This is a genomic window from Verrucosispora sp. TAA-831, assembly GCF_050780145.1.
In the GTDB taxonomy this organism is placed as follows: Bacteria; Actinomycetota; Actinomycetes; order Mycobacteriales; family Micromonosporaceae; genus Micromonospora.
Window position 1 is genome coordinate 3,193,794 of the sequence record NZ_CP192240.1, and the last position, 17,751, is coordinate 3,211,544.

At 71.6% G+C, this 17,751-nt stretch carries 18 protein-coding genes; 3 read left to right on the forward strand and 15 right to left on the reverse strand.

Going from position 1 to position 17,751, the window contains the following annotated elements; all coding sequences use genetic code 11:
* Nucleotides 1-4: 4 nt before the first annotated feature.
* The 13 genes from ACQVFL_RS14395 to ACQVFL_RS14455 all read right to left on the reverse strand — a co-directional run bounded on the left by ACQVFL_RS14395 (nucleotide 5) and on the right by ACQVFL_RS14455 (nucleotide 13,827).
* Nucleotides 5-799 (reverse strand): DNA-binding response regulator, encoded by a 795-nt coding sequence (locus ACQVFL_RS14395; protein WP_396697683.1) that lies wholly within the window; start codon nucleotides 797-799, stop codon nucleotides 5-7.
* Entirely contained in the window at nucleotides 796-1,770 is a 975-nt protein-coding gene (locus tag ACQVFL_RS14400) for a DUF1702 family protein (RefSeq protein ID WP_396697685.1), read from the reverse strand. Before ACQVFL_RS14400 ends, ACQVFL_RS14395 begins: the two co-directional genes overlap by 4 nt.
* The gene (locus tag ACQVFL_RS14405) at nucleotides 1,767-2,963 is read right to left on the reverse strand and encodes a glycosyltransferase (protein ID WP_431729594.1); all 1,197 of its coding nucleotides are present in this window, start codon (nucleotides 2,961-2,963) and stop codon (nucleotides 1,767-1,769) included. Before ACQVFL_RS14405 ends, ACQVFL_RS14400 begins: the two co-directional genes overlap by 4 nt.
* 58 nt (nucleotides 2,964-3,021) lie before the next feature.
* Complete coding sequence (locus ACQVFL_RS14410; protein ID WP_396697689.1) at nucleotides 3,022-4,695, reverse strand: NAD(P)-binding protein; 1,674 nt, start codon at nucleotides 4,693-4,695, stop codon at nucleotides 3,022-3,024.
* Nucleotides 4,692-5,693 carry an NAD-dependent epimerase/dehydratase family protein gene (locus tag ACQVFL_RS14415; RefSeq protein ID WP_431729595.1) on the reverse strand — a complete coding sequence of 334 codons (1,002 nt, stop codon included), beginning with the start codon at nucleotides 5,691-5,693 and terminating at the stop codon, nucleotides 4,692-4,694. The genes ACQVFL_RS14410 and ACQVFL_RS14415 overlap by 4 nt, the downstream gene beginning before the upstream one ends.
* Nucleotides 5,690-6,703: a class I SAM-dependent methyltransferase gene (locus ACQVFL_RS14420; RefSeq protein ID WP_431729596.1), complete on the reverse strand. Its 1,014-nt coding sequence runs from the start codon at nucleotides 6,701-6,703 to the stop codon at nucleotides 5,690-5,692. The genes ACQVFL_RS14415 and ACQVFL_RS14420 overlap by 4 nt, the downstream gene beginning before the upstream one ends.
* 1 nt (nucleotide 6,704) lies before the next feature.
* Complete coding sequence (locus ACQVFL_RS14425) at nucleotides 6,705-7,964, reverse strand: beta-ketoacyl-[acyl-carrier-protein] synthase family protein (protein WP_396697695.1); 1,260 nt, start codon at nucleotides 7,962-7,964, stop codon at nucleotides 6,705-6,707.
* Between the two features lie 9 nt (nucleotides 7,965-7,973).
* A complete protein-coding gene (locus ACQVFL_RS14430; RefSeq protein WP_396697697.1) occupies nucleotides 7,974-8,759 on the reverse strand; it encodes an SDR family oxidoreductase in 786 nt (261 codons plus the stop codon).
* Nucleotides 8,756-9,502: a beta-ketoacyl synthase N-terminal-like domain-containing protein gene (locus ACQVFL_RS14435; RefSeq protein ID WP_396697699.1), complete on the reverse strand. Its 747-nt coding sequence runs from the start codon at nucleotides 9,500-9,502 to the stop codon at nucleotides 8,756-8,758. Before ACQVFL_RS14435 ends, ACQVFL_RS14430 begins: the two co-directional genes overlap by 4 nt.
* A complete protein-coding gene (locus ACQVFL_RS14440; RefSeq protein WP_431729597.1) occupies nucleotides 9,499-10,704 on the reverse strand; it encodes a beta-ketoacyl-[acyl-carrier-protein] synthase family protein in 1,206 nt (401 codons plus the stop codon). The genes ACQVFL_RS14435 and ACQVFL_RS14440 overlap by 4 nt, the downstream gene beginning before the upstream one ends.
* On the reverse strand, nucleotides 10,701-10,934 hold the full coding sequence (locus tag ACQVFL_RS14445) for an acyl carrier protein (RefSeq protein ID WP_396697703.1): 234 nt from the start codon (nucleotides 10,932-10,934) through the stop codon (nucleotides 10,701-10,703). The genes ACQVFL_RS14440 and ACQVFL_RS14445 overlap by 4 nt, the downstream gene beginning before the upstream one ends.
* A gap of 71 nt (nucleotides 10,935-11,005) precedes the next feature.
* Nucleotides 11,006-12,046, reverse strand: a complete 1,041-nt coding sequence (locus tag ACQVFL_RS14450; protein ID WP_396697704.1) for an enediyne biosynthesis protein UnbU — start codon at nucleotides 12,044-12,046, stop codon at nucleotides 11,006-11,008.
* Nucleotides 12,043-13,827 carry a CRTAC1 family protein gene (locus ACQVFL_RS14455; protein ID WP_396697706.1) on the reverse strand — a complete coding sequence of 595 codons (1,785 nt, stop codon included), beginning with the start codon at nucleotides 13,825-13,827 and terminating at the stop codon, nucleotides 12,043-12,045. The genes ACQVFL_RS14450 and ACQVFL_RS14455 overlap by 4 nt, the downstream gene beginning before the upstream one ends.
* 906 nt (nucleotides 13,828-14,733) lie before the next feature.
* Here ACQVFL_RS14455 and ACQVFL_RS14460 point away from each other — a divergent pair.
* From ACQVFL_RS14460 to ACQVFL_RS14470, 3 genes are read left to right on the forward strand one after another with little or no spacing between them, the layout of a single operon-like run.
* A complete protein-coding gene (locus ACQVFL_RS14460) occupies nucleotides 14,734-15,435 on the forward strand; it encodes an NADPH-dependent F420 reductase (RefSeq protein ID WP_431729598.1) in 702 nt (233 codons plus the stop codon).
* Nucleotides 15,436-15,443: 8 nt separating this feature from the next.
* Nucleotides 15,444-15,983: a hypothetical protein gene (locus ACQVFL_RS14465; protein ID WP_396697710.1), complete on the forward strand. Its 540-nt coding sequence runs from the start codon at nucleotides 15,444-15,446 to the stop codon at nucleotides 15,981-15,983.
* Nucleotides 15,980-16,330 carry a hypothetical protein gene (locus ACQVFL_RS14470; RefSeq protein WP_431729599.1) on the forward strand — a complete coding sequence of 117 codons (351 nt, stop codon included), beginning with the start codon at nucleotides 15,980-15,982 and terminating at the stop codon, nucleotides 16,328-16,330. Before ACQVFL_RS14465 ends, ACQVFL_RS14470 begins: the two co-directional genes overlap by 4 nt.
* Before the next feature lie 40 nt (nucleotides 16,331-16,370).
* Here the strand turns inward: ACQVFL_RS14470 and ACQVFL_RS14475 are convergent, their stop codons facing one another.
* Nucleotides 16,371-16,940 (reverse strand): nucleosidase, encoded by a 570-nt coding sequence (locus tag ACQVFL_RS14475; protein ID WP_396697714.1) that lies wholly within the window; start codon nucleotides 16,938-16,940, stop codon nucleotides 16,371-16,373.
* Nucleotides 16,941-17,006: 66 nt separating this feature from the next.
* Nucleotides 17,007-17,729, reverse strand: coding sequence for a hypothetical protein (locus ACQVFL_RS14480; RefSeq protein WP_431729600.1), 723 nt, complete (start codon nucleotides 17,727-17,729; stop codon nucleotides 17,007-17,009).
* Nucleotides 17,730-17,751 lie beyond the last annotated feature (22 nt).

Below are 17,751 nucleotides of genomic sequence, written 5' to 3' on the forward strand. Positions count from 1 at the left end.
CGCGTCACCGGCGGCTCGGGGCCGCCGACCCGGTGACCGAGGGCTGCCGGTCCACGCGGTGTGCGCTGTCGGCCAGCACCGCCCTGGTGGCGGTGCCGTTGCGGGTACCGGACCCACGACGACCGTCGTCCGCGGCACGTTCCCGCATGGCCTCCATGGAGCCGTCGAGCAGACCGTGCCGGGCGGCGACCACCACGGCCTCGTGCCGGTTCGACACGCCGAGCGTGCGGTACAGCTCCTGGAGGTGTCGGAACATCGCCCGGGTCGAGAAGTTCTCGTGGCTGGCGAGCCGTTCGACGCTCCATCCGCTGGCCAGCGCCGCCAGGCGCAGCACGTCGGACTCGTCGACCGACAGCTCCGTCTCGGCCCGACCGGGCCGACTGAGCAGGTCGACGGCGACCGCCCTGGGCAGCCGGACGGCGCCGGCCCACGTCGCCTCCAGCGCGGCCACGATCTCGTCCGGAGACGCCGCGTAGTCGACGACACCCCAGGCCCCGGCGTCGAGCGCGCGCCGGTAGTCGTCGGCGGCGGGGTCCACGAGCAGGGCGAGCAGCGCCACCTGCTCGTCGTGCGCCCGGAGCGCCGCGAGCACGTCGACGTCGGACTCGCTGCGGATGGAGAGCAGCACGGCGAGGCGGTACTCGGTGGGGTGGGCCGCCCGCCGGAACCGCCGGATCCAGGCGTAGCAGTCGCCCGGCTCGGCCGTCTCGTAGCCGGCGTTGTCGAGTTCCCGCGCGATGCCCTGCCGGTAGGCGGGGATCGGGTCCCGGATGGCACAGACGTGCCGTGGCCTGCTCATGCCGATCGCTCCGGGACCGGGAGTTCGGTGCGCAGCCGATGCTGCCAGGCCACGTAGCCGCCGTCGCGGCTGGCGTCCCGCTCGGGCGGCGCGAGGCACCGGTCGGTGACCGTGGTGACCCAGCCGGCGTCGGACCGGCCGAGCTGGTCGAGGAACCGCGCGAAACTGCGGGGTGAGGCTTCCCGGCGTGCGGTCAGGCCGAACGCGACTCCCTGGAGAAAGGCGCGTCGCTCGCTCTCCTGATCCGACGGTGCCGCCGGGATGCGCCGCATCCGGCGCATCCCGGCGAAGGCGGTCGCCAGGCCGAGACCGGCGTACAGCTCCGGTCTGAGCGCAGGGGCCAGCCGCGCGCGTTGGTCCTCGATGACCTCCGGTCGACCGCCGGCGACGAACCAGAGCGCCCGACCGTAGCCCTGTGACCACAGCGCCCGGTACTCCGCCTCGGGGAAGGGGCAGGGCACGTCGAAACGCGGTGGCGCGGCGTTGAGGAAGCACGTCGCGAACGCCATGCCGTCGACACCGAGGCCGGTGAACAGGCTGTCCTGGCGCCAGAGCGGACTGCGTCTCATCGCGCGCGCGGCGAACGGCCGTACGGCGTACCACCAGCCCCAACCCGCGAATATCAGGTACCGGTGGCCGGGCAGCGTGGCGAGCAGGCGGTGGTGTGCCGTACGGGCCCGAATCGGATAGAGCGTTCCCGCCGCGGCGAGCGCCATCGCGGCGCCCTCGACATAGAAGGGGGCGAGATAGTCGTCCGCCATACCGTCCACCCGAGCGCTCACCGCCGCCGGATCGTACGCCCGCAGGGTGTCGTTGAAGCCGGCCGCGAACTCGCGGCTGATCGCCCGGACGAGGTCGCCCGCGGCGGCGTCGACCGGCGTGAACAGCGCGAGTCGACGGTCGAGCCGCTCGTCGGTGAGTGCCATCCGGGCCGCGATGCGCGACCGCACCCGGTCGCCGGTGCCGGTCATCGGCGCGGGTTCTCGGCGTGGACCCGCTCGATGAAGCCGACCGCCGCGTCGTCGATCGGCGGCACCGTCAGCGTCCGGGCCTGCAACCGGCGGGCGGCCCGCCGGTACGCCGGATCGCCGAGGACGGTGGTCGTCGCCGCCGCGACGTCCTCCGGCGTGAAGCTCGTCCAGTCCAACTGCACGCCCATGCCGTGCTGCGTGAAGCGGTTGGCGATCTCGAAGGCGTCGAAGAGCAGCGGCACCGCGACGACGGGTACGCCGTTGACGATCGCCTGGCGGGCGGTGGCCGGGCCGGCGTGGGTGAGCAGCATGTCGACCGAGCGCATGAGCAGCGCCTGGGGCACCCACTCGACGACCCGGACGTTCTCCGGCACCGGGACCCCTTCGATGATCTCCTTGCCGTGCCAGTCCAGTCCCTTGCCGGTGGAGACGATGACGTTCGCGTCGACCGCGCCCATGCCGGCGATCACCTTGGCCAGCGGCGGCCCGTACGAGGGGATCGTCGAGGCCGCCGTACCGAAGCTGGCGTAGACGAGTGGTCGCTCGTCGTCGACCAGGTCGCCGATCCACTCCGGCAGCACCTCGCCGCGCCGGACGCCGTCCACCCGGACGGTGAACACGTTGGGCAGTTCGAGTTCCTCCGGCGCGAAGGTCGGCGACAGCATGTTGAGGTGGCCGTACGCGTACTGCCGCAGGCCGTCCGGGTCCGGCGGCAGTCCGAACTGCTGGCGGCGGCGGTCGAGGGCGGCGACCACACCCTTGCCGAGCATCATGCCGTTGAAGTCGAGGACCCCGACGGTGACGTGCGGCAGTCCGGCCCGTTCGGCGGCGAGGTAGCCGCCGAGTTCACCGGTGTCGCGCAGCACGATGTCGGGATTCCAGTCCGCGATCGCCCGGGAGACGTCGTCGCCCATCGCGACACACGCCTCTCCGCAGAACAGCTCGGCCATGAAGTTCTGGGTGAAGTCCTCCATCTCCTCGGGGAGGACGTCACCGTCGAGGCTGTCGAGGAAGTCGCCGACCCAGTCGGGACCGGCGGTGATGTGCTCGATGCCGAGCGCCTCGACGGTGGCGGCGAAGCGTCCCGACACGGCGATGGCGACGTCGTGGCCGCAGCGCTTCGCGGCCTCCGCGACGGGGATCAGTTCCAGCAGGTGATCGTGGGCCGGCAGACTGCTGAACAGCAACCTCATGTCGAGTCGTTCCTCCGTGGTCGGTGGTGCCCTGGGCGGTGGTGCGGGACGCGGGTCGTCATCGGCGGTCGGCGCCGTTCGCGAGACGGGTGACGGCGAGATGCGCGGACTCCATCGCGCCGTCGAGGAAGGGATGGTCGATGACGTCGACACCGGCGACGGCGATCCGTCCGACACCGTCGGCGAGCCGGCCCCTGGCGTCGGTCGTGGCACTGCCGTCGCCGGGACGGTCACGCGAGGTGGCGTACCGGGCGTAGCCGTGCGGCCACAGCTCGACGCGGAGGTCGGCGATGTCGCGGTCGGCCACGAAGCCGCCGGGCGCGAGCGCCTCCGCCAGCAGGTTCCGCAGTTCGGTGGCGATCTCCTGGGATGCCCCGGCGGCGTACAGCCGTCGCCGGCCGGCGGCCGCGCCAGCGGCGGGTGCGGTACCCGCCACGGTGAGCGCGCCGAGCGCGGTCGCGGTCGTCGGCTCGTCGGGTGACGGCGACGGTGCGCAGGCGCCGATGGCGACCGGGAACTCCAGCCCGGCGATCTGCCAGGTGGGGTGACCGGGCCAGGAGAGCCGGGAGACGCCGAGCGACTGCCACGCGCGCCAGTTCCGCAACGCGACGGAGGCCGACACGATCGGGTACCGGCCGAGACAGGCGGCGGTGGCCCGCTGCTCCGGACCGAGTTCCGGGACGAGCCGCGCCGTGGTGTGGGCGGGTGCGGCGACGATCGCGGCCCGCGCCCGGTACGTGATCGTGGCCGCCCCGGCCCCCTCGACCTCGACCTCGACCGTGTCGGGGCCGACGTGACGCAGCGCGGTGGCCGTGGCGTTCAACCGGATCCGTACCTGGTTGTCGGGGCGGTCGAGCGCGTCGACGGACATCTCGGCGGTCAGCCGGTCGTCGACGGTGTCGGCGTCGAACAGGTCGGGCACCAGGTGGTGGGCGAGGGCCCGGGCGACGGTGGCGTTGCCGTCCGGGAAACGGAAGATCGGTGGGTCCAGGTGCGGGAAGAACCTCGCGCCGGTCCGGGTCAGTCCCGCCCACGGCGTGCCGCTGGGGCGGACCCCGATCCCGTCCAGGCCGAGGTATCCGATGAGCGCGGCGTCCAGGGCGGGATGCTGGTCGAAGGTCATGCCCGACTGTGCCGACGTGCTGTACCGCAGGAACCGGTGGGTGTCCTCGTCGAGTTCGGCGAAGTCGCGAAGCACCTCGTCGCAGCTACGCCGCCGGAGCTCGGCGAGCTTCTCGTCATCGGTCCGGCCCGCCAGCCAGTCGGTGGGTTCGTCGACCAGCGCCGCGACCTGCCCTCTGGCCCGTGCTGCGAGCGGCGCGTCGGTGAGGTCCACGGCGTCGGACGGGCCGTGGGCGGCCAGGTGGCTTCGCCCCCAGACCGACGCGGCGAAGGCGAGGCCGTGGCCGCCGGCACCCCGGTCGGTATAGTGCCGCGCCACCGTGTCGGTGTGGAAGCGGTCGGTGTCGACGCCGACGGTGGCCAGGGCGGACCGCACGGCGGGGGCGAAGGCGGAGGGGAAGGTGAGTTCCTGGGCGCCGCCCGGCGAGACGAGCCGCCGTCCGTCGACGTCGAAGGTGTGCCGGATCGCGGGTCCGCCGAGCTGCGTACCGGCCTCGACGATCAGCACCCGCGCGTCCCGGTCGACGTCGGTGATCCAGTAGAAGGCCGCCGACAACCCGGCGACGCCGGCACCGACGACGATCAGGTCGAACTCGGGTGTGGTCGTCATGGTCGGCCTCCTGCTCGCGGCGTGACGATGGTCAGCGGCCGGCCCGACGGGTCCAGGGTCCACCGGAGACACGCCGAGAAGGTGCCCGGCTCCTGCTGCTCGGCCCACTGGTCGCCGACGAGGGTGGCGAGTGCGGACCGGCGCGGCGACCAGTCGAGCACCGCGCGGGCCGGACGCAGGTCGCAGGCGGGACGGTCGTCGACGTCGGCGCGTTCCGGCAGGTGCCGACGCTGCACGCGCCGCCGGGTGACGCGTTCCACGGTCGTGAGGACGGCCTCGATCGTGGACAGCCGGCCGCTGCCGATCTCGACGGCCCGGTAGCCCGCGACCGGGCGGCGGGCGGCGCAGACGACCGCCCGCGCCGCGTCGAGGACGTGCAGGTAGTCGCGGCCCGACGAGCCGTCGCCGTAGACGTCGAACGGCCGGTTCTCGTCGGCGGCACGAAGCGCCGCCGCGACGATGCCCCGGTCGGTCGGCGTGCGCGGCCCGCCGAGGGCGTTGAGCCGCAACGAGACACCGAAGCCGTACCGTTCGACGAGTTCCTCGGCGGCCAGCTTCGACTCGGCGTAGGCGGCCCGCTCGGAGTGCCGTCCGGTCGGGCCCAGACCACGGACCATCGCGGTCGACGCGAACACGAACCGGCACCTGCTGGTCCCGGCGACGGCGTCGAGGAGCAGACGGGTCGCGTCGACGTTGCACCGGGCGTAGGTGCGGGTGGTCCGTCGACCGGGCTGCAACGGTGTGGCGGCGGCGAGATGGCAGACGGCGTCGACCTCGGCCACCGCCCGGCGCAACGCGCGGCCCGGACCGGCCACCGCCACGCCGAGTTCCCGACCCGGGAAGGTGGTGACGTGGTCACCGAGGGCGGCGAACGCCTCGGTGACCCACCTGCCGAGGAAGCCCGTCGCCCCGGTGACCAGGACCCGCACCGGCCGCGGGGTGGCCGCCGCGACGGCCGGTACGCGACCGGGAGCCTCCGGCGTCCGCGATCCGCTCACGGCGTGCCCGCCCCGGCGGCGACGGCCACCATCACCAGCTCCGGGCCGGCGCTGTTGACCTGGATCTGCGCGTCGATCCCGGCGGTGTCGAAGTACGCCCGCCAGGCGGCTGCCGGATGGAAACGGCTGCCCCGCCGACATGCGTCGGCCGACAACGGCAGCAGGTTGAAGATGAACTCCTGGTGCACGTGGTCGCCGGTGGCGCAGAGCGACTCGCTGAGCACCAGCGCACCGCCGGGCCGGACCAGCGACCGGAGGTGGCGCAGGGTCGACGGGATGTCGGCGGCGATGTGCAGCGCGTTGACGGCGAGCACGACGTCGTAGCCGTGCGGGGCCAGGCCCTGGTCGTCGGCGAGGTCGAAGTCGAACCGGCGGAACTCCAGGCGTACCGGGGCCGGGGTGTTCCCGCTGTGTCTGCGGCGGGCGCCGACCAGCAGGCTGGCGCTCATGTCGGTGACCGTGTAGTCGTAGGTGCCGCGCAGGTCGTCGGGCCAGTGCGCCAGCAGGTGTGCCGTCGCCCCGCCGGTGCCGGCGCCCACTTCGAGGATCCGGGTGCCGCCACCGGTGCGCAGGGTGTTCTCGACCGCCGCTGCGGCGGCGGCGTTGAGCGGCCGGTACAGCAGGTTGTCGGACTGGAAGTAGCCGTGCCACAGCCGCATGCCCGGCCCGGCGAGCAGGATCTTGCGGCCGGAGGAGGTGCCGTCCAGGAAGCCGGGGTACGCCCCGGCGGCATGGCGCAGCAGGTCGACCGTCGGCGCGTGGCTACCCGCCGACGGGTCGAGCACCGGTGTGGTCCGGGGGAGCGTCCGGCGTTCGGCGGCACGGCGGAGCCAGGCGACGCAGTGTCGGCGATGCTCGTCGGTGGGGTTCACCGCCTCGGGGTCGAGCGTGTCCAGGATCGACTGCGCGAGGTCGCCGGTCACCTGCCACGCGTCGGCGCACGCGTCGAGGTACGCCTCGTCCACGTGGGCGTCGACGTGGCCGGTGTCGGTCCGGGTCCGGTCGGTCATGTCAGATCGCCTCCAGGACGATCGCGCCGTAGAACCCGCCGAAACCGACGGCGGACTTGACGGCGTACCGGATGTGCTTCGACGTCCAGCCGGTGGGCAGGTCGAGGCCGTGGGCGGACTGCGCGCCGGGTGTCCCGGGCAGCCGCCGCTCCGCCATGGCCTTGAGTAGCAGGGCCGTCTCCAGCAGCGAGGACCCGCCGAGGTTGTGCCCGACGTACGGCTTGAGCGGCAGGCACACCGGTTGCCGGGTCTGGTCCGGCCAGAGACGCCGGATCGTCCGGGCCTCGTAGGTGTCGATCATCCGGATCCCGGTGCCGTGCGGTACGACGACGTCGACCTGCGCCGCGTCGAGGGCCGCCTCGCGCAGCGCCCGCCGGATGGACCGGCCCTGGTTGCCGCTCGCCGGGTGGGGTGCGCTGATGCGCCATCCGTCCTGCGTGAACCCGGCGCCGCGCAGGCGACCGTAGATCCGGGCGCCACGACGTCGGGCGTGCTCCTCGTCCTCCAACACGACCGCGGCGCCACCGTCGCCGAAGACGGTGCCGGACGCCGCCGGGTCGAACGGCCGGGGGACCCCGTCCGGCGCGTACAGGCCCATGTCGGCGAACCATCGGAACTTGCCCGAGCTGAGTGGGTCGTCGGAGGCCACCGCGACGGCCAGCGGGGTGCGGCCGAGCCGGATCTGGGTGGCCGCGTTGTCGATCGCGGTGAGGCCCGACGCGCACGCGGAGTTGACGAAGCCGCACTCGCCGCCGACGTGCAGTGCGCGAGCGACGAGATAGGGCGCGAGGAACGTGTTCAGCGCGAAGATCTGCTCGGACAGGTCGGTGTAGCCGGCCTGTGCCGTGCCGGTGTCGTGCTCGGCCACCGCCCCGTACAGCGTGCGGGCCAGACGTTCGACGCCCGGGTGTTCGTCGGCCACCACGAGCCCGACCTCCCGCAGGTCGAGGTCGGGGAAGGTGCGCAGTCCGGCGTCGTCCATGGCGAGTCCGGCCGCGGCGACGAGGTGCTTGATGTCGCGTTGCCGGTCGATGCCTTCGCGTTCGAGCTGGGCACCGTCGACGTACGTCTCGGTGACGTCCGCGAGGCGGTAGTCCGGCGCCATGAAGACCTTGAACGTGCCGTCCTCCGGACGCGCGGAGGGCAGCTCGACCATCTGGGCGCACGGCGGGTCGGTTTCGATCGTGCGCCAGGTCTGGTCGATGCCGATGCCGGCGGCGCTGACGACGCCGAGTCCGGTGATCACCACTGGCCTGGTCATCCGCGCCTCCTATGCGGTCAGCCCACCGTCGACCACGAAGGTCTGCCCGGTGATGTATCGAGCGCCGTCCGAGACGAGGAAGCCCACGAGCGGGGCGACGTCCTCCGGCTCCGCGAAGCGCCGCAGCGGGATCCGGCTCAGATAGGCGCGCTTGACGGCGGACGGGAGGTCAGCGGTCATGGCGGACTCCACCAGCCCCGGCGCGACGCCGTTGATGGTGACGCCGAACTGCCCGAACTCGCGGGTCAACGCACGGATCATCGCCTCCATGCCGCCTTTGCTCGCGCCGTAGTTCGCCTGGCCCGCCACGCCGGCCCGCCCCGAGACGGAGGAGACCAGAATGATCCGGCCGAACCCGGCGCGGACCATGTCCGCCCCGGCCAACCGGACGAACTGCATCGCTCCCCGCAGGTTGGTGTCGAGGACGTCGGCCCAGTCCTCGTCGGCCATCTGCAACAGCGGCCGGTCGCGTCGGATCCCGGTGCAGTAGACGAGTGCGCCCGGCGGCCCGAGCGTCTCGACGAAGTGTCGGTAGGTCGCGCGGACCGACTCCGGGCTCCGGGTGTCGCACCGGCGCCCGACGCTGTCCAAGCCGGCCTTGTCGGCGTGGGTCAGCAGGTCGCGCAACGCCTCCTCGTTCGCGTGACAGGTGAGCCCGAGACGGTGGCCGGCGTCGACGAGGGTGGTCGCCACGGCTCGCCCGAGGTCGCCGCTGGCGCCGACGACGAACGTGGTCGACCGTGTCGTGCGGTCCGAGGTCGTGGCGTCACTGTCGACCGCTGGTGGGGCCGTCATCGTGGGACCGCCCCCGCCGCCACCGAACCGGCCACGCCTGCGGCGACCGGCTCCGGCGTGAACGCGTTCGCGAACCCGACGAGCGCCGCCATGCCGCCGCCGTCCCCGGCCTGGCGCAGGCCCGGCCCCGACGCGACGCCGATCCGGTGTGACTGCGCGTCCAGGGGCCCCAGGTGGCGTTTCCCGAACGCCGCCTGGTCGGTGCTCAGTGCGGTGAAGGCGGCGACCGTACCGGTGGTGCCGTCGGGTAGTGGCCGTGACTCGAAGCCGCCGACGAACACGAGGTCGGCGCTGCCGTCGACGAGCAACGCGCGGGCCGTGTCGAGCGCCGACCAGACGGAGTCCGTACCCGCGCTCACCACCACGCTCGGGCCACGGCACTGCGCGGCGATGGCCGCGTTGCCGGCGGCGGCGTTGTGCACGGTCATCGGGAACAGCGCCGGGTTGACGAGGTGGTCGCCCCGGCGGATCGACTCGTCGAGGAACTCGTCGATGTCCGGGCCCGCGCCGGTCTCGGTGCCGAGGACGATGCCGCGACGCTCCGGGGCGGGCAGGTCGGCCCCGGCGTCCTGGAGCCACGCCTGTAGGGCGTGGACCACCACGGCGGAACGCGCCGACCGGTACCGGCGGACGAGGGCGGGCAGGTCGCTCGATGGAGCCGGGACGCCGGTGAGGTGCGCGACCCGACCGAGGTCGAAGGTGGCGGCGACCGACGCGGTGGCACAGTGGATCTCGTTCGTCATGCGGTGGCCTCCTCGTACGCGGGACGCCGTAGGCCGACGCAGGTGTTGTTGCCGCCGAAGGCGAACGCGTTGTTCAGCACCAGGTCGATCCGGGCCGCCTCGTCGCGACCGCCGGTCGCCGGCCGGACGCCGAGCGAGGTGCCGGCGTCGTCGAGACCCCACTGCGGGATCGTCTGCTGGTGGGCGAGCACGAGCGTGCAGGCGACCGCCTCGATCGCGCTGGCCGCACCGAGGGAGTGCCCGATGAGCGCCTTGATGGAGCTGATCGGCGGGGGCGACCCGGTGAAGACCGTGCGGTAGGCGGCTGCTTCGGCGGCGTCGTTCTGCGGCGTGCCGGTGCCGTGGGCGCAGACGTACGCGACGTCGGAAGGGTCCGCGCCGGCGATCGCCGACCGCATCGCCCGGGCCACCCCGTCGCCGGACAGGTCCGGTGCCGCCGGGTGCTTGGCGTCGCAGGTGAGGCCGTATCCGGCGATCGTCGCGCGCAGCGGTGCGCCACGGGCGGCGGCGTGCGCGGCCGACTCCACGATGAGGAAGGCGGAGCCCTCGCCGAGCAGCAGTCCGTCCCGCGCGTCGCTGAACGGGCGACAGCGTTCCCGCGCCATGCCGCGCATCCGCGAGAAGCCGGTGAAGGCCATCCGCGACAACGCCTCGGCCCCACCGCACACCACGACGTCGGCGGAGCCTTCGGCGACGAGCTGTGCGGCCCGGATCAGCGCCATGTTGCCCGCGGCGCACGCGGTGACGAACAGCTCCACCGGGACCGACCCGCCGAGGTGCCGCGAGATCCGGGTACGCAGTAAGGTGTCCACGTCCAGCGCCCCCGGCCGACCGGCGCCGCTGCGGACGGCCTCGCGCCGGGCTTTCTCGTGATCGGCGACGTCGCCGACCGTCGTCCCGACCAGCACGCGGCCCGGCCGGACGTCGCCGAGTCCGGCGTCGGCGATCGCCTGGTCCAACGCCGCGAGCGCGAACGTGGCGGTCCGGTCGCCGTCGAGCCGGTCGGCGTCGAGGGCGTCGAAGCCGGGTGTCCACGGCCCGATCTCGCCCGCGACGTGGTTCGCCAGGTCGTCGGTCGGGAACAGCGACACCTCGCGGAAGCGGGGTGTGCCCTGCCGCAGACCCTGCCAGAAGTGCGTGGCACCGATGCCGGCGGCGCTGACGACGCCGAGACCGGTGACCACGGGTGTCCTGGCCGTCATGCGGCCGCGAGGGACTCGGCGAACTCGACGACCTCGTTGATGGTGTCCAGTTGCGGCGTCTCGTTCTCCGGCAGGATCTTGCCGAGGTGCTGTTCGACGTGGGCGATCAGTTCGAGGCGACCCAGCGAGTCGACCCCCAACTCGGCGAAGGACGTGTCGAGGCCGATCTCCTCCGGCTCGGCCATGACCAACATCGCGACCGTCTCTCGAAGTGTCTCGGTGAGTTCCACGGTTTCTCCTTTCGACCCGTCCACCGGCGCGAACGCCGGAGCCAGGTGACGACTAACTCGTTCGGGGCCCGCTACGGCGCGTGGTTCGGGGCGATCGTCGGCGCGCCTTGCTCGGCGCGGGCTCCGGTGGACGCCGTACGCGACTCTCGCCGCGCCGCGATCCACAGTCCGGCTCCGCGGCAGGCGCTGACGATCGTGAGGGCGAAGAAGACGCCGAAGGCCACGTGGAAGAGCATCAGGACGCCGTAGACCGCGGCGACCGAGAGACCGAACGTGATCTGGCCCGACGTGGACCTCGGCGTCGTACCCGGGTCGGTGATCATGTAGAGGGTGAAGAGCAGCAGCGCCATCCCGGTGAGCGGGGACATCGCGGCCGGGAAGGAGGTGTCGTCGGTGAACACCGCGCGCAGCGCCGCCTGGGCGGTGAAGCCGCCGATCCACGCGAAGATCAGCGGGAGCTTGCCGGTGAAGATGAAGTTGATGAACAGGCCCAGGCAGGCGAGGAAGGCGGGCAGCGCGATGTCGCCGAAGTGACCGAGGTTCTCGGTGAACTGGTACGGCGGCGCGATGCTGACGGTGCTCGCGTAGAGCACCAGCATCACCGTGATGCCGAAGTTCGAAGGGTTGAAGAAGTGCTTGTCGCCCCGCCCGGTCCGGACCCGGAAGATGTACTTGCTGCTGATCGTGACGACCGCGGCGACGACGAACAGGTCGAGACGGTCGCTGATGAACAGCAGCATCGCCAGCGCGAATCCGCTGATGTGCGCCGGCAGGAGGAAGTTGACCAGCGACAGCACCCGCTCGCGTCGGGTGGGCGCCTCGGTACGCGCCAGATACGCCGGCCGTCGCGCGTCCCGCCTGGCCACGAGCGTCTCGAGGGCGATCTCGGTCAGGTAGCACATCAGGACCACGAGGATCATCTGGGCGATGGTCTGCTCGAAGCCGAGGAACAGATGGCCGACGATGTTGAGCACCATGATCGCGACGGCGAACCGACGCAGCGCCGCGAGCCGCAGCTTCGCCGGGTCGGTCGGCCGCATCTTCGCGGGCAGGTCCCGCAGTCGGGTACGGGGTGGCGCCGTCGGGGTGGGAAGCGTCAACGTCCCGGTCATGGCAGCACCACCGTGTGCCAGCCGCGGCCCACCTGCACCTCGGCGTTCTGCACCGTCCCGGTGGCGTCTCGCCAGGTCAGCGCCACCGTGTTCGTGTCACCCGCGTCGTCGCCGAGCCCGAAGTGGACGTCGGTGCTGCTCTGCCCGCTGTGTCCGTTGCCGCCGTCGACGTAGGAGCGGAACGTGCTGCCGCTCGGGGTGGTCACGGTGGCCGTGGCGCCCATCGCGGCCGCGCCCCGCACCTCGTGGGTGGCCCGCAGACCCTCGATCACCTGCGGCGTACGGGGGCCGGTGGGGGAGGCGTCCTCGGTGCTGCGCAGGATCCGCAGGCCGACGAACCCGTCGCAGCCGTCGCAGTCGTTCACGACCAGCCGGGCGTCCGCCCACTGGTTCGCCTCGATCCAGTCCAGGTCGCCGTCGCCGTCGATGTCGGCCAGTGCGATGCCCCGCATCACGCCCCCATCGTCAAGGCCGGAGGATTCCGCGACGTTCGCGTACCGGCCGTCGTCTGTCGGTGTCATGACGACCCGAGGCGCCGCACCACTGATGTCCGCGTCCCTCAGGTCGGGCCAGGCGCGGGGGTTGGCGATCAACGTGTCGTTGGAGAGTGCGAGTTCCTGGATCTCCGGCCATCGGTTCACCGGGCCGCGGACGAAACCGGTCGCCTGGAGCAGCTCGACCCGCCCGTCGTTGTCGAGGTCGCCGACCTTGTTGTCCCAGGAGAAGGCGGTACGGGCCAGACCGAGGGCCTCGGCTCCCGGCCGGAAGGTGGGTACGCCGTCGTCCCGCACACCGTCGCCGAGGAAGAGCAGTTGGCTCTCGAACAGGCCGTACTCGTGGGTGATGTTGCTGACGTAGACGTCGTACTCGTCGTCGCGGTCGACGTCGGCGATCGTGACGCCCATGCCCTTGAAGGAGTCCCGACCGATCATCGTGGACCGGGGGTTGAGGAGTCCCTTGTTGCCGCCGTCGACGTTCTCGAACTTCAGTTCGCCGTCGACCGACCGGTTGACGAAGAAGCGGTCGGGACCGAAGTCGTTGGCGACGTACAGCTCCGGCAACGCGTCACCGTTCATGTCGGCGGCGGCCACCGCCAACGTCCAGCCCCGTGAGTGGTCCTCGGAGAAGGCGTCGGCGACGAGTTCGTACGAGACGGTGGGGAATCCGCCCCGGCCCAGCAGCACGTAGTTCTTCCCGCCGTTCATCGCCCGGGAGAGGGAGTCGTTCATGTCGACTCGCTTCGGCGATCCCGTGTCGAGGAGTTGGGCGCCGTCGGCGAAGTAGTTGCCGATGAAGATGTCCATGATGCCGTCACCGTTGAGGTCGCTGAAGACCGCGGTGTTCGTGTACCAGTCGAGGTCGGCACCGCCGTCGAGCACCTCGTGCGGCGCGAACGTCATGCCACCGGAGTTCAGGTAGGCGACCGGTCCGCGTCCCCAGAAGTAGACCAGGGCGTCGGTCCAGCCGTTGCCGTCCAGGTCGGCGAGTCGACAGCCCATCGGGGCCTGCGTGTCCTTGTCGTAGGCGAGCCGTTGTCCCGCCGCGCCCGGAGCGATTCCGTTCTCGTCGAGCAGCGTCACCACGGGACTGCTGCGCATCGTGCTCCGGTCGATTCGGTGCACGCTGACGGAATCCGATCGCGGATCGACCAGGCAGACCTCGTTGGCGTACGCGTCGCCGTCGAGATCGGCGACGGCGGCGCCGGCACCCACCGAGCTGATCCACGGCGCGATGTGGTCGACGGAGGCATTGACCTTGCGGACCGTTCGGACCGGATCCACCGCCGGATCAATAGCAGTGACACTGAGGGCAAAGGGTTCGGCGTCGGCCGAACTCGGGGCGGACGGGACGACGAATCCCAGCGTTATCGCGACGAGCGGAACTGCGACGAGCGCCGCTTGGTACATCGGTCGTCCCTGGAAACCTATCGGCATCGCACTCCCAGTTCTCAAGTGCCAGCCGACCTGCAGCGAGAAACCGGAGGAACTGCTGGCGTCGCGTTCGCTTGAGCGGAAGACAACGGTGGCGTCCTGGACGCGAAAAGCGACCACCGAAGCCATGACAATCAACCTTGACGGGACCGTCCACTGTGGGAGCCACCGTCCGTCGGCGGAACTTCCACACTGGTGGTTATCCCACAGGTGAGATGGCCGGCGCAAGTGGGAAGAGGGCTTCCCAGCATCGAGATGCGACTATCGTCAACCAAAATTTAGCCCCTCTGACCAGGGAAAACTCAGCCGATGCGAGTGCTGAACGGTCGTTTGCGAAGACGACACCGCGCACAGTCGAGTACCTTGTCCGCAGCGGCGAACCGCCCCTGTCCAGCCGGACGAGGGGTGGCGCTCTTCCTGCGTCGCGTGTCGTCCCGGCACGCGACGCAGGCGTCACTGCGAACGCCCGCGGTCGATCAACCCCTTGCTTTCGGCCGCGTAAGTTGCTAAATCTCAGAAGCTCGATACGGCACCCTCCACTGAAGGGAGTCGATGGTGCTACCGGTGTCAACCGATCCGATCCAGCCGAGGAATACGACGGAAGCGACCATTTCCTCACCCCCTACGAGACAGCCGTGCTGACGGCGATGCGAGCCGGACCGGTGCGGCGGGAAACCGCTTCTTCCGCCGGGCCGCACACCGTTTCTCGGCGTCTCACCCCGCCGGGCTCCGGGTGATCCGGGGCCGGATGTCGACATGAACATCGGAATCGTCGGAACCGGGCCGATGGGGCTCGCGCTGGCGCGCGGACTACGATCCGCCGACCTTCCGGTACGGCAGTGCGGTGGCGGTCGCCATCGCGGTCCGGAATCGGTCCGCAGGGAGGTGGAAGGGCTGTTGCCCTGGGCCTCGGTGGTCATTCTCGCGGTGCCGTTTCCGATCGCCCTCGCCATGGCCGGCGGCCCGCTCGGTGGACACGGCGACGGGCGCACCCTCGTCGACGTCACCAATCCCACGATGACGCCCCTCGACCCCGGCGGGGTGGGTCGTTCGGCGGGCGAACGGATCGCCGAGGCGGCACCCGGGTGGCGGGTCGCCAAGGCGTTCAACACCGTACCGGCGGCGCTGATCGCGCAGATCCCCGGCGTCCGGCGACCGATCTCGCTGCCGGTGGCCAGCGACCACGCGTCGGCGGTACGGGACGTCTTCGCCCTGGCCGGCGCGCTCGGCTTCGCGCCAATCGATGCCGGCGGCATCGCCACCAGCCGTCACCTGGAGTCACTCGCCGTCCTGCTGCGCCAGATCAGCGTCCGCCACCCCGGCGCCGGACGCGTCACCATCCACGTCGATTTCCAGAAGCCGCCATCGCCCATCGACGGTGATGGGTCGTCATCCCAACCATCTCCACGTGGCGTCGCCCGTTCGTCCACCCCCGACCTCCGAGCACCCGTGAAGTGAGGACCCCGATGAATCGGCTCAACTCCCAGTACCACCGTCCGGCACTACTGCTCTTCCTCGTCATCGTGGTCGCGCACTGGGCCGAGCACCTCGTGCAGGCGTTCCAGATCTGGGGCCTGGGTTGGACACCCGCCGAGTCCCGTGGCGTCCTCGGGATGCCGTTCCCGTGGCTGGTCACCGAGGAGTGGATGCACTACGCGTACGCCCTGATCATGTTGGCCGGGTTCATCGCGTTGCGGCCCGGCTTCACCGGTACGGCCAAGACCTGGTGGACCGTCGCCCTGGGCATCCAGGTCTGGCATCACTTCGAGCATCTGCTGCTGCTCATCCAGGTGCAGTCCGGTACCACGTTCTTCGGTCAGGCGGGCCCGGTGAGCATCGCCCAGCTCGTCGTGCCCCGGGTCGAGTTGCACCTGTTCTACAACGGCATCGTCTTCCTGCCGATGGTCGTCGCCATGTTCCTGCACCGCCGCCCCGGTCCGGACGAGGCGGACGAGATGACCTGCACCTGCGCACCCCGCGAACTCACCGGAGCCGGCGTCTCATGAGATCACGCCACCGGCAGTGGGGCCTCGCGGCGGGCGCGCTGATCGTCACCGTCGGGGTGGCGTTGGCGCTGCGTCAGGGCGAGCCGGGCGCACCACCGGTGGCGCCGTCGTCCGGTCACCAGCACGGTGCCCCGCCCGATCCGCTCACCAGCGCGGTGCTCGCCCTCAACGTGATGGTCCTGCTCCTGCTCGCGGTGCTGGCGCGATCGTGGCCGGCGGGCGTCCGCCGGACCGGTGAGACCCGATCGATGTGGCGCTACTCCGAGCAGGACCAGGACGCCTCACCGTCCGACGAGGAGCCATCGGACGATCCGTCGCCGACCTCGTCGCGATCGGAACGCCGATAGGTGCCGGGGCAGGATCGTGCGGCCCGGTCCGGGACCCCGGTCAGAGGTGGTCCCGGACCCAGCCGGCGAGCAGCCGTGCGCAGTCGTCCACCGACTCCTGCCAGGTCCGGTCCGCCCCGGCCCCGGCCTCGTCGCTGACCTGCTTGACCAGCCGCACCGGTACGCCGAACCGCAGCGCGGTCGACGCCACCGCGTAGCCCTCCATGTCCACCAACTGGGCGCGGGCGGCCAACTCGGCGCGCGTCTCGTCGTCGGCGACGAACCGGTCGCCGGTCGCCAGCACCGGCCCGTCGCCGCCCAACGCCAGCGGCGCGCCGACGCTCTGCCCGGTCAACCGGCGGATGAACTCGGTGTCCAGGTCGTGCTGGAGCACACTGCCCACCTGGTGCGTGCCCGTCCAGTCGGGGTGCAGGGCGCCGGCCGTACCGAGGTTGACCACCGCCGACGGCAGCGGGCCCCGGGCCAGCGTCGCCGCCACCGCGACCGCCGCGTTCACCTTGCCCATCCCGGTGAGCAGCACCGGCAGGCGCGCATCGAGGTAGGCGGCCTCCTCGGCGATGGCCAGGACGAGCAACGGGCGGTCCGGGCTGATCGTTCCGCGAAGATCCATCCGGCGATGGTAGCGGCCGTTCGTGACCACCCCGTTGCCGGCGGCCACGGCCGGACGGGGATGCCGTCAGCATGCCCCCACGGTCGCAGCAGCGGCGGCGAGCAGGGTCCGCAGCTCGGTGTGCGGGAAACCACCCGACGTCGGTGCCACGCGGGTGCTGTAGAAGTCCCGCTTCTGCTCGTCCTCCTGGGTGGCCCACCGGTTGCCGGCCTCGTCGTGCTGCCAGACGACGCCGTGACCGCGGAAGTCCACACCCTTGAGCCAATCCGTGCCACGCGGCCAGTAGCCGTCCCACCCCGACGGTCGCAGCGAGGCGTACGCCGCCTCCACCGCCGCGACCGCCGCGTCCACGTCGTCGTCGGCGAAGACCGCGGCGTACCGGCAGAGCAACGCCAGCGGCGCCCCGGGATGCGAGGAGCCCGGATCGAGGGCGGCGATCGCCCGGCAGATCAGGTCGAGTTCCGACCAGCGCAGCGCGTACGGGTGCCAGTGCGCCAGATCGTCCCAGCCCAGCTCTGCCGGCTCGGCCGAGCCCGGCACGACGATCTCCAGACTGTGGAAGTCGATCCCGACGTCGGCGGTCAGCAGCAGGCGACAACCGCCGCCGACCTCGAACACCGCATCCGGGTCGTCGTCCTCCCCGTCCTCGTCGTCACGCTCGTCGTCGAGGTCGTCGTCTGGCAGGTCGCCGAGCCGATCGGAACCCGCGCGGTCCGCGTGGGCGAAGGTGTAGCGAGCCCAGAACGACGGACTGTGCAACGACTCGGACAGGGGTGCGGAGGTGGTCATCACACGATTCTCGTCGAGCCGT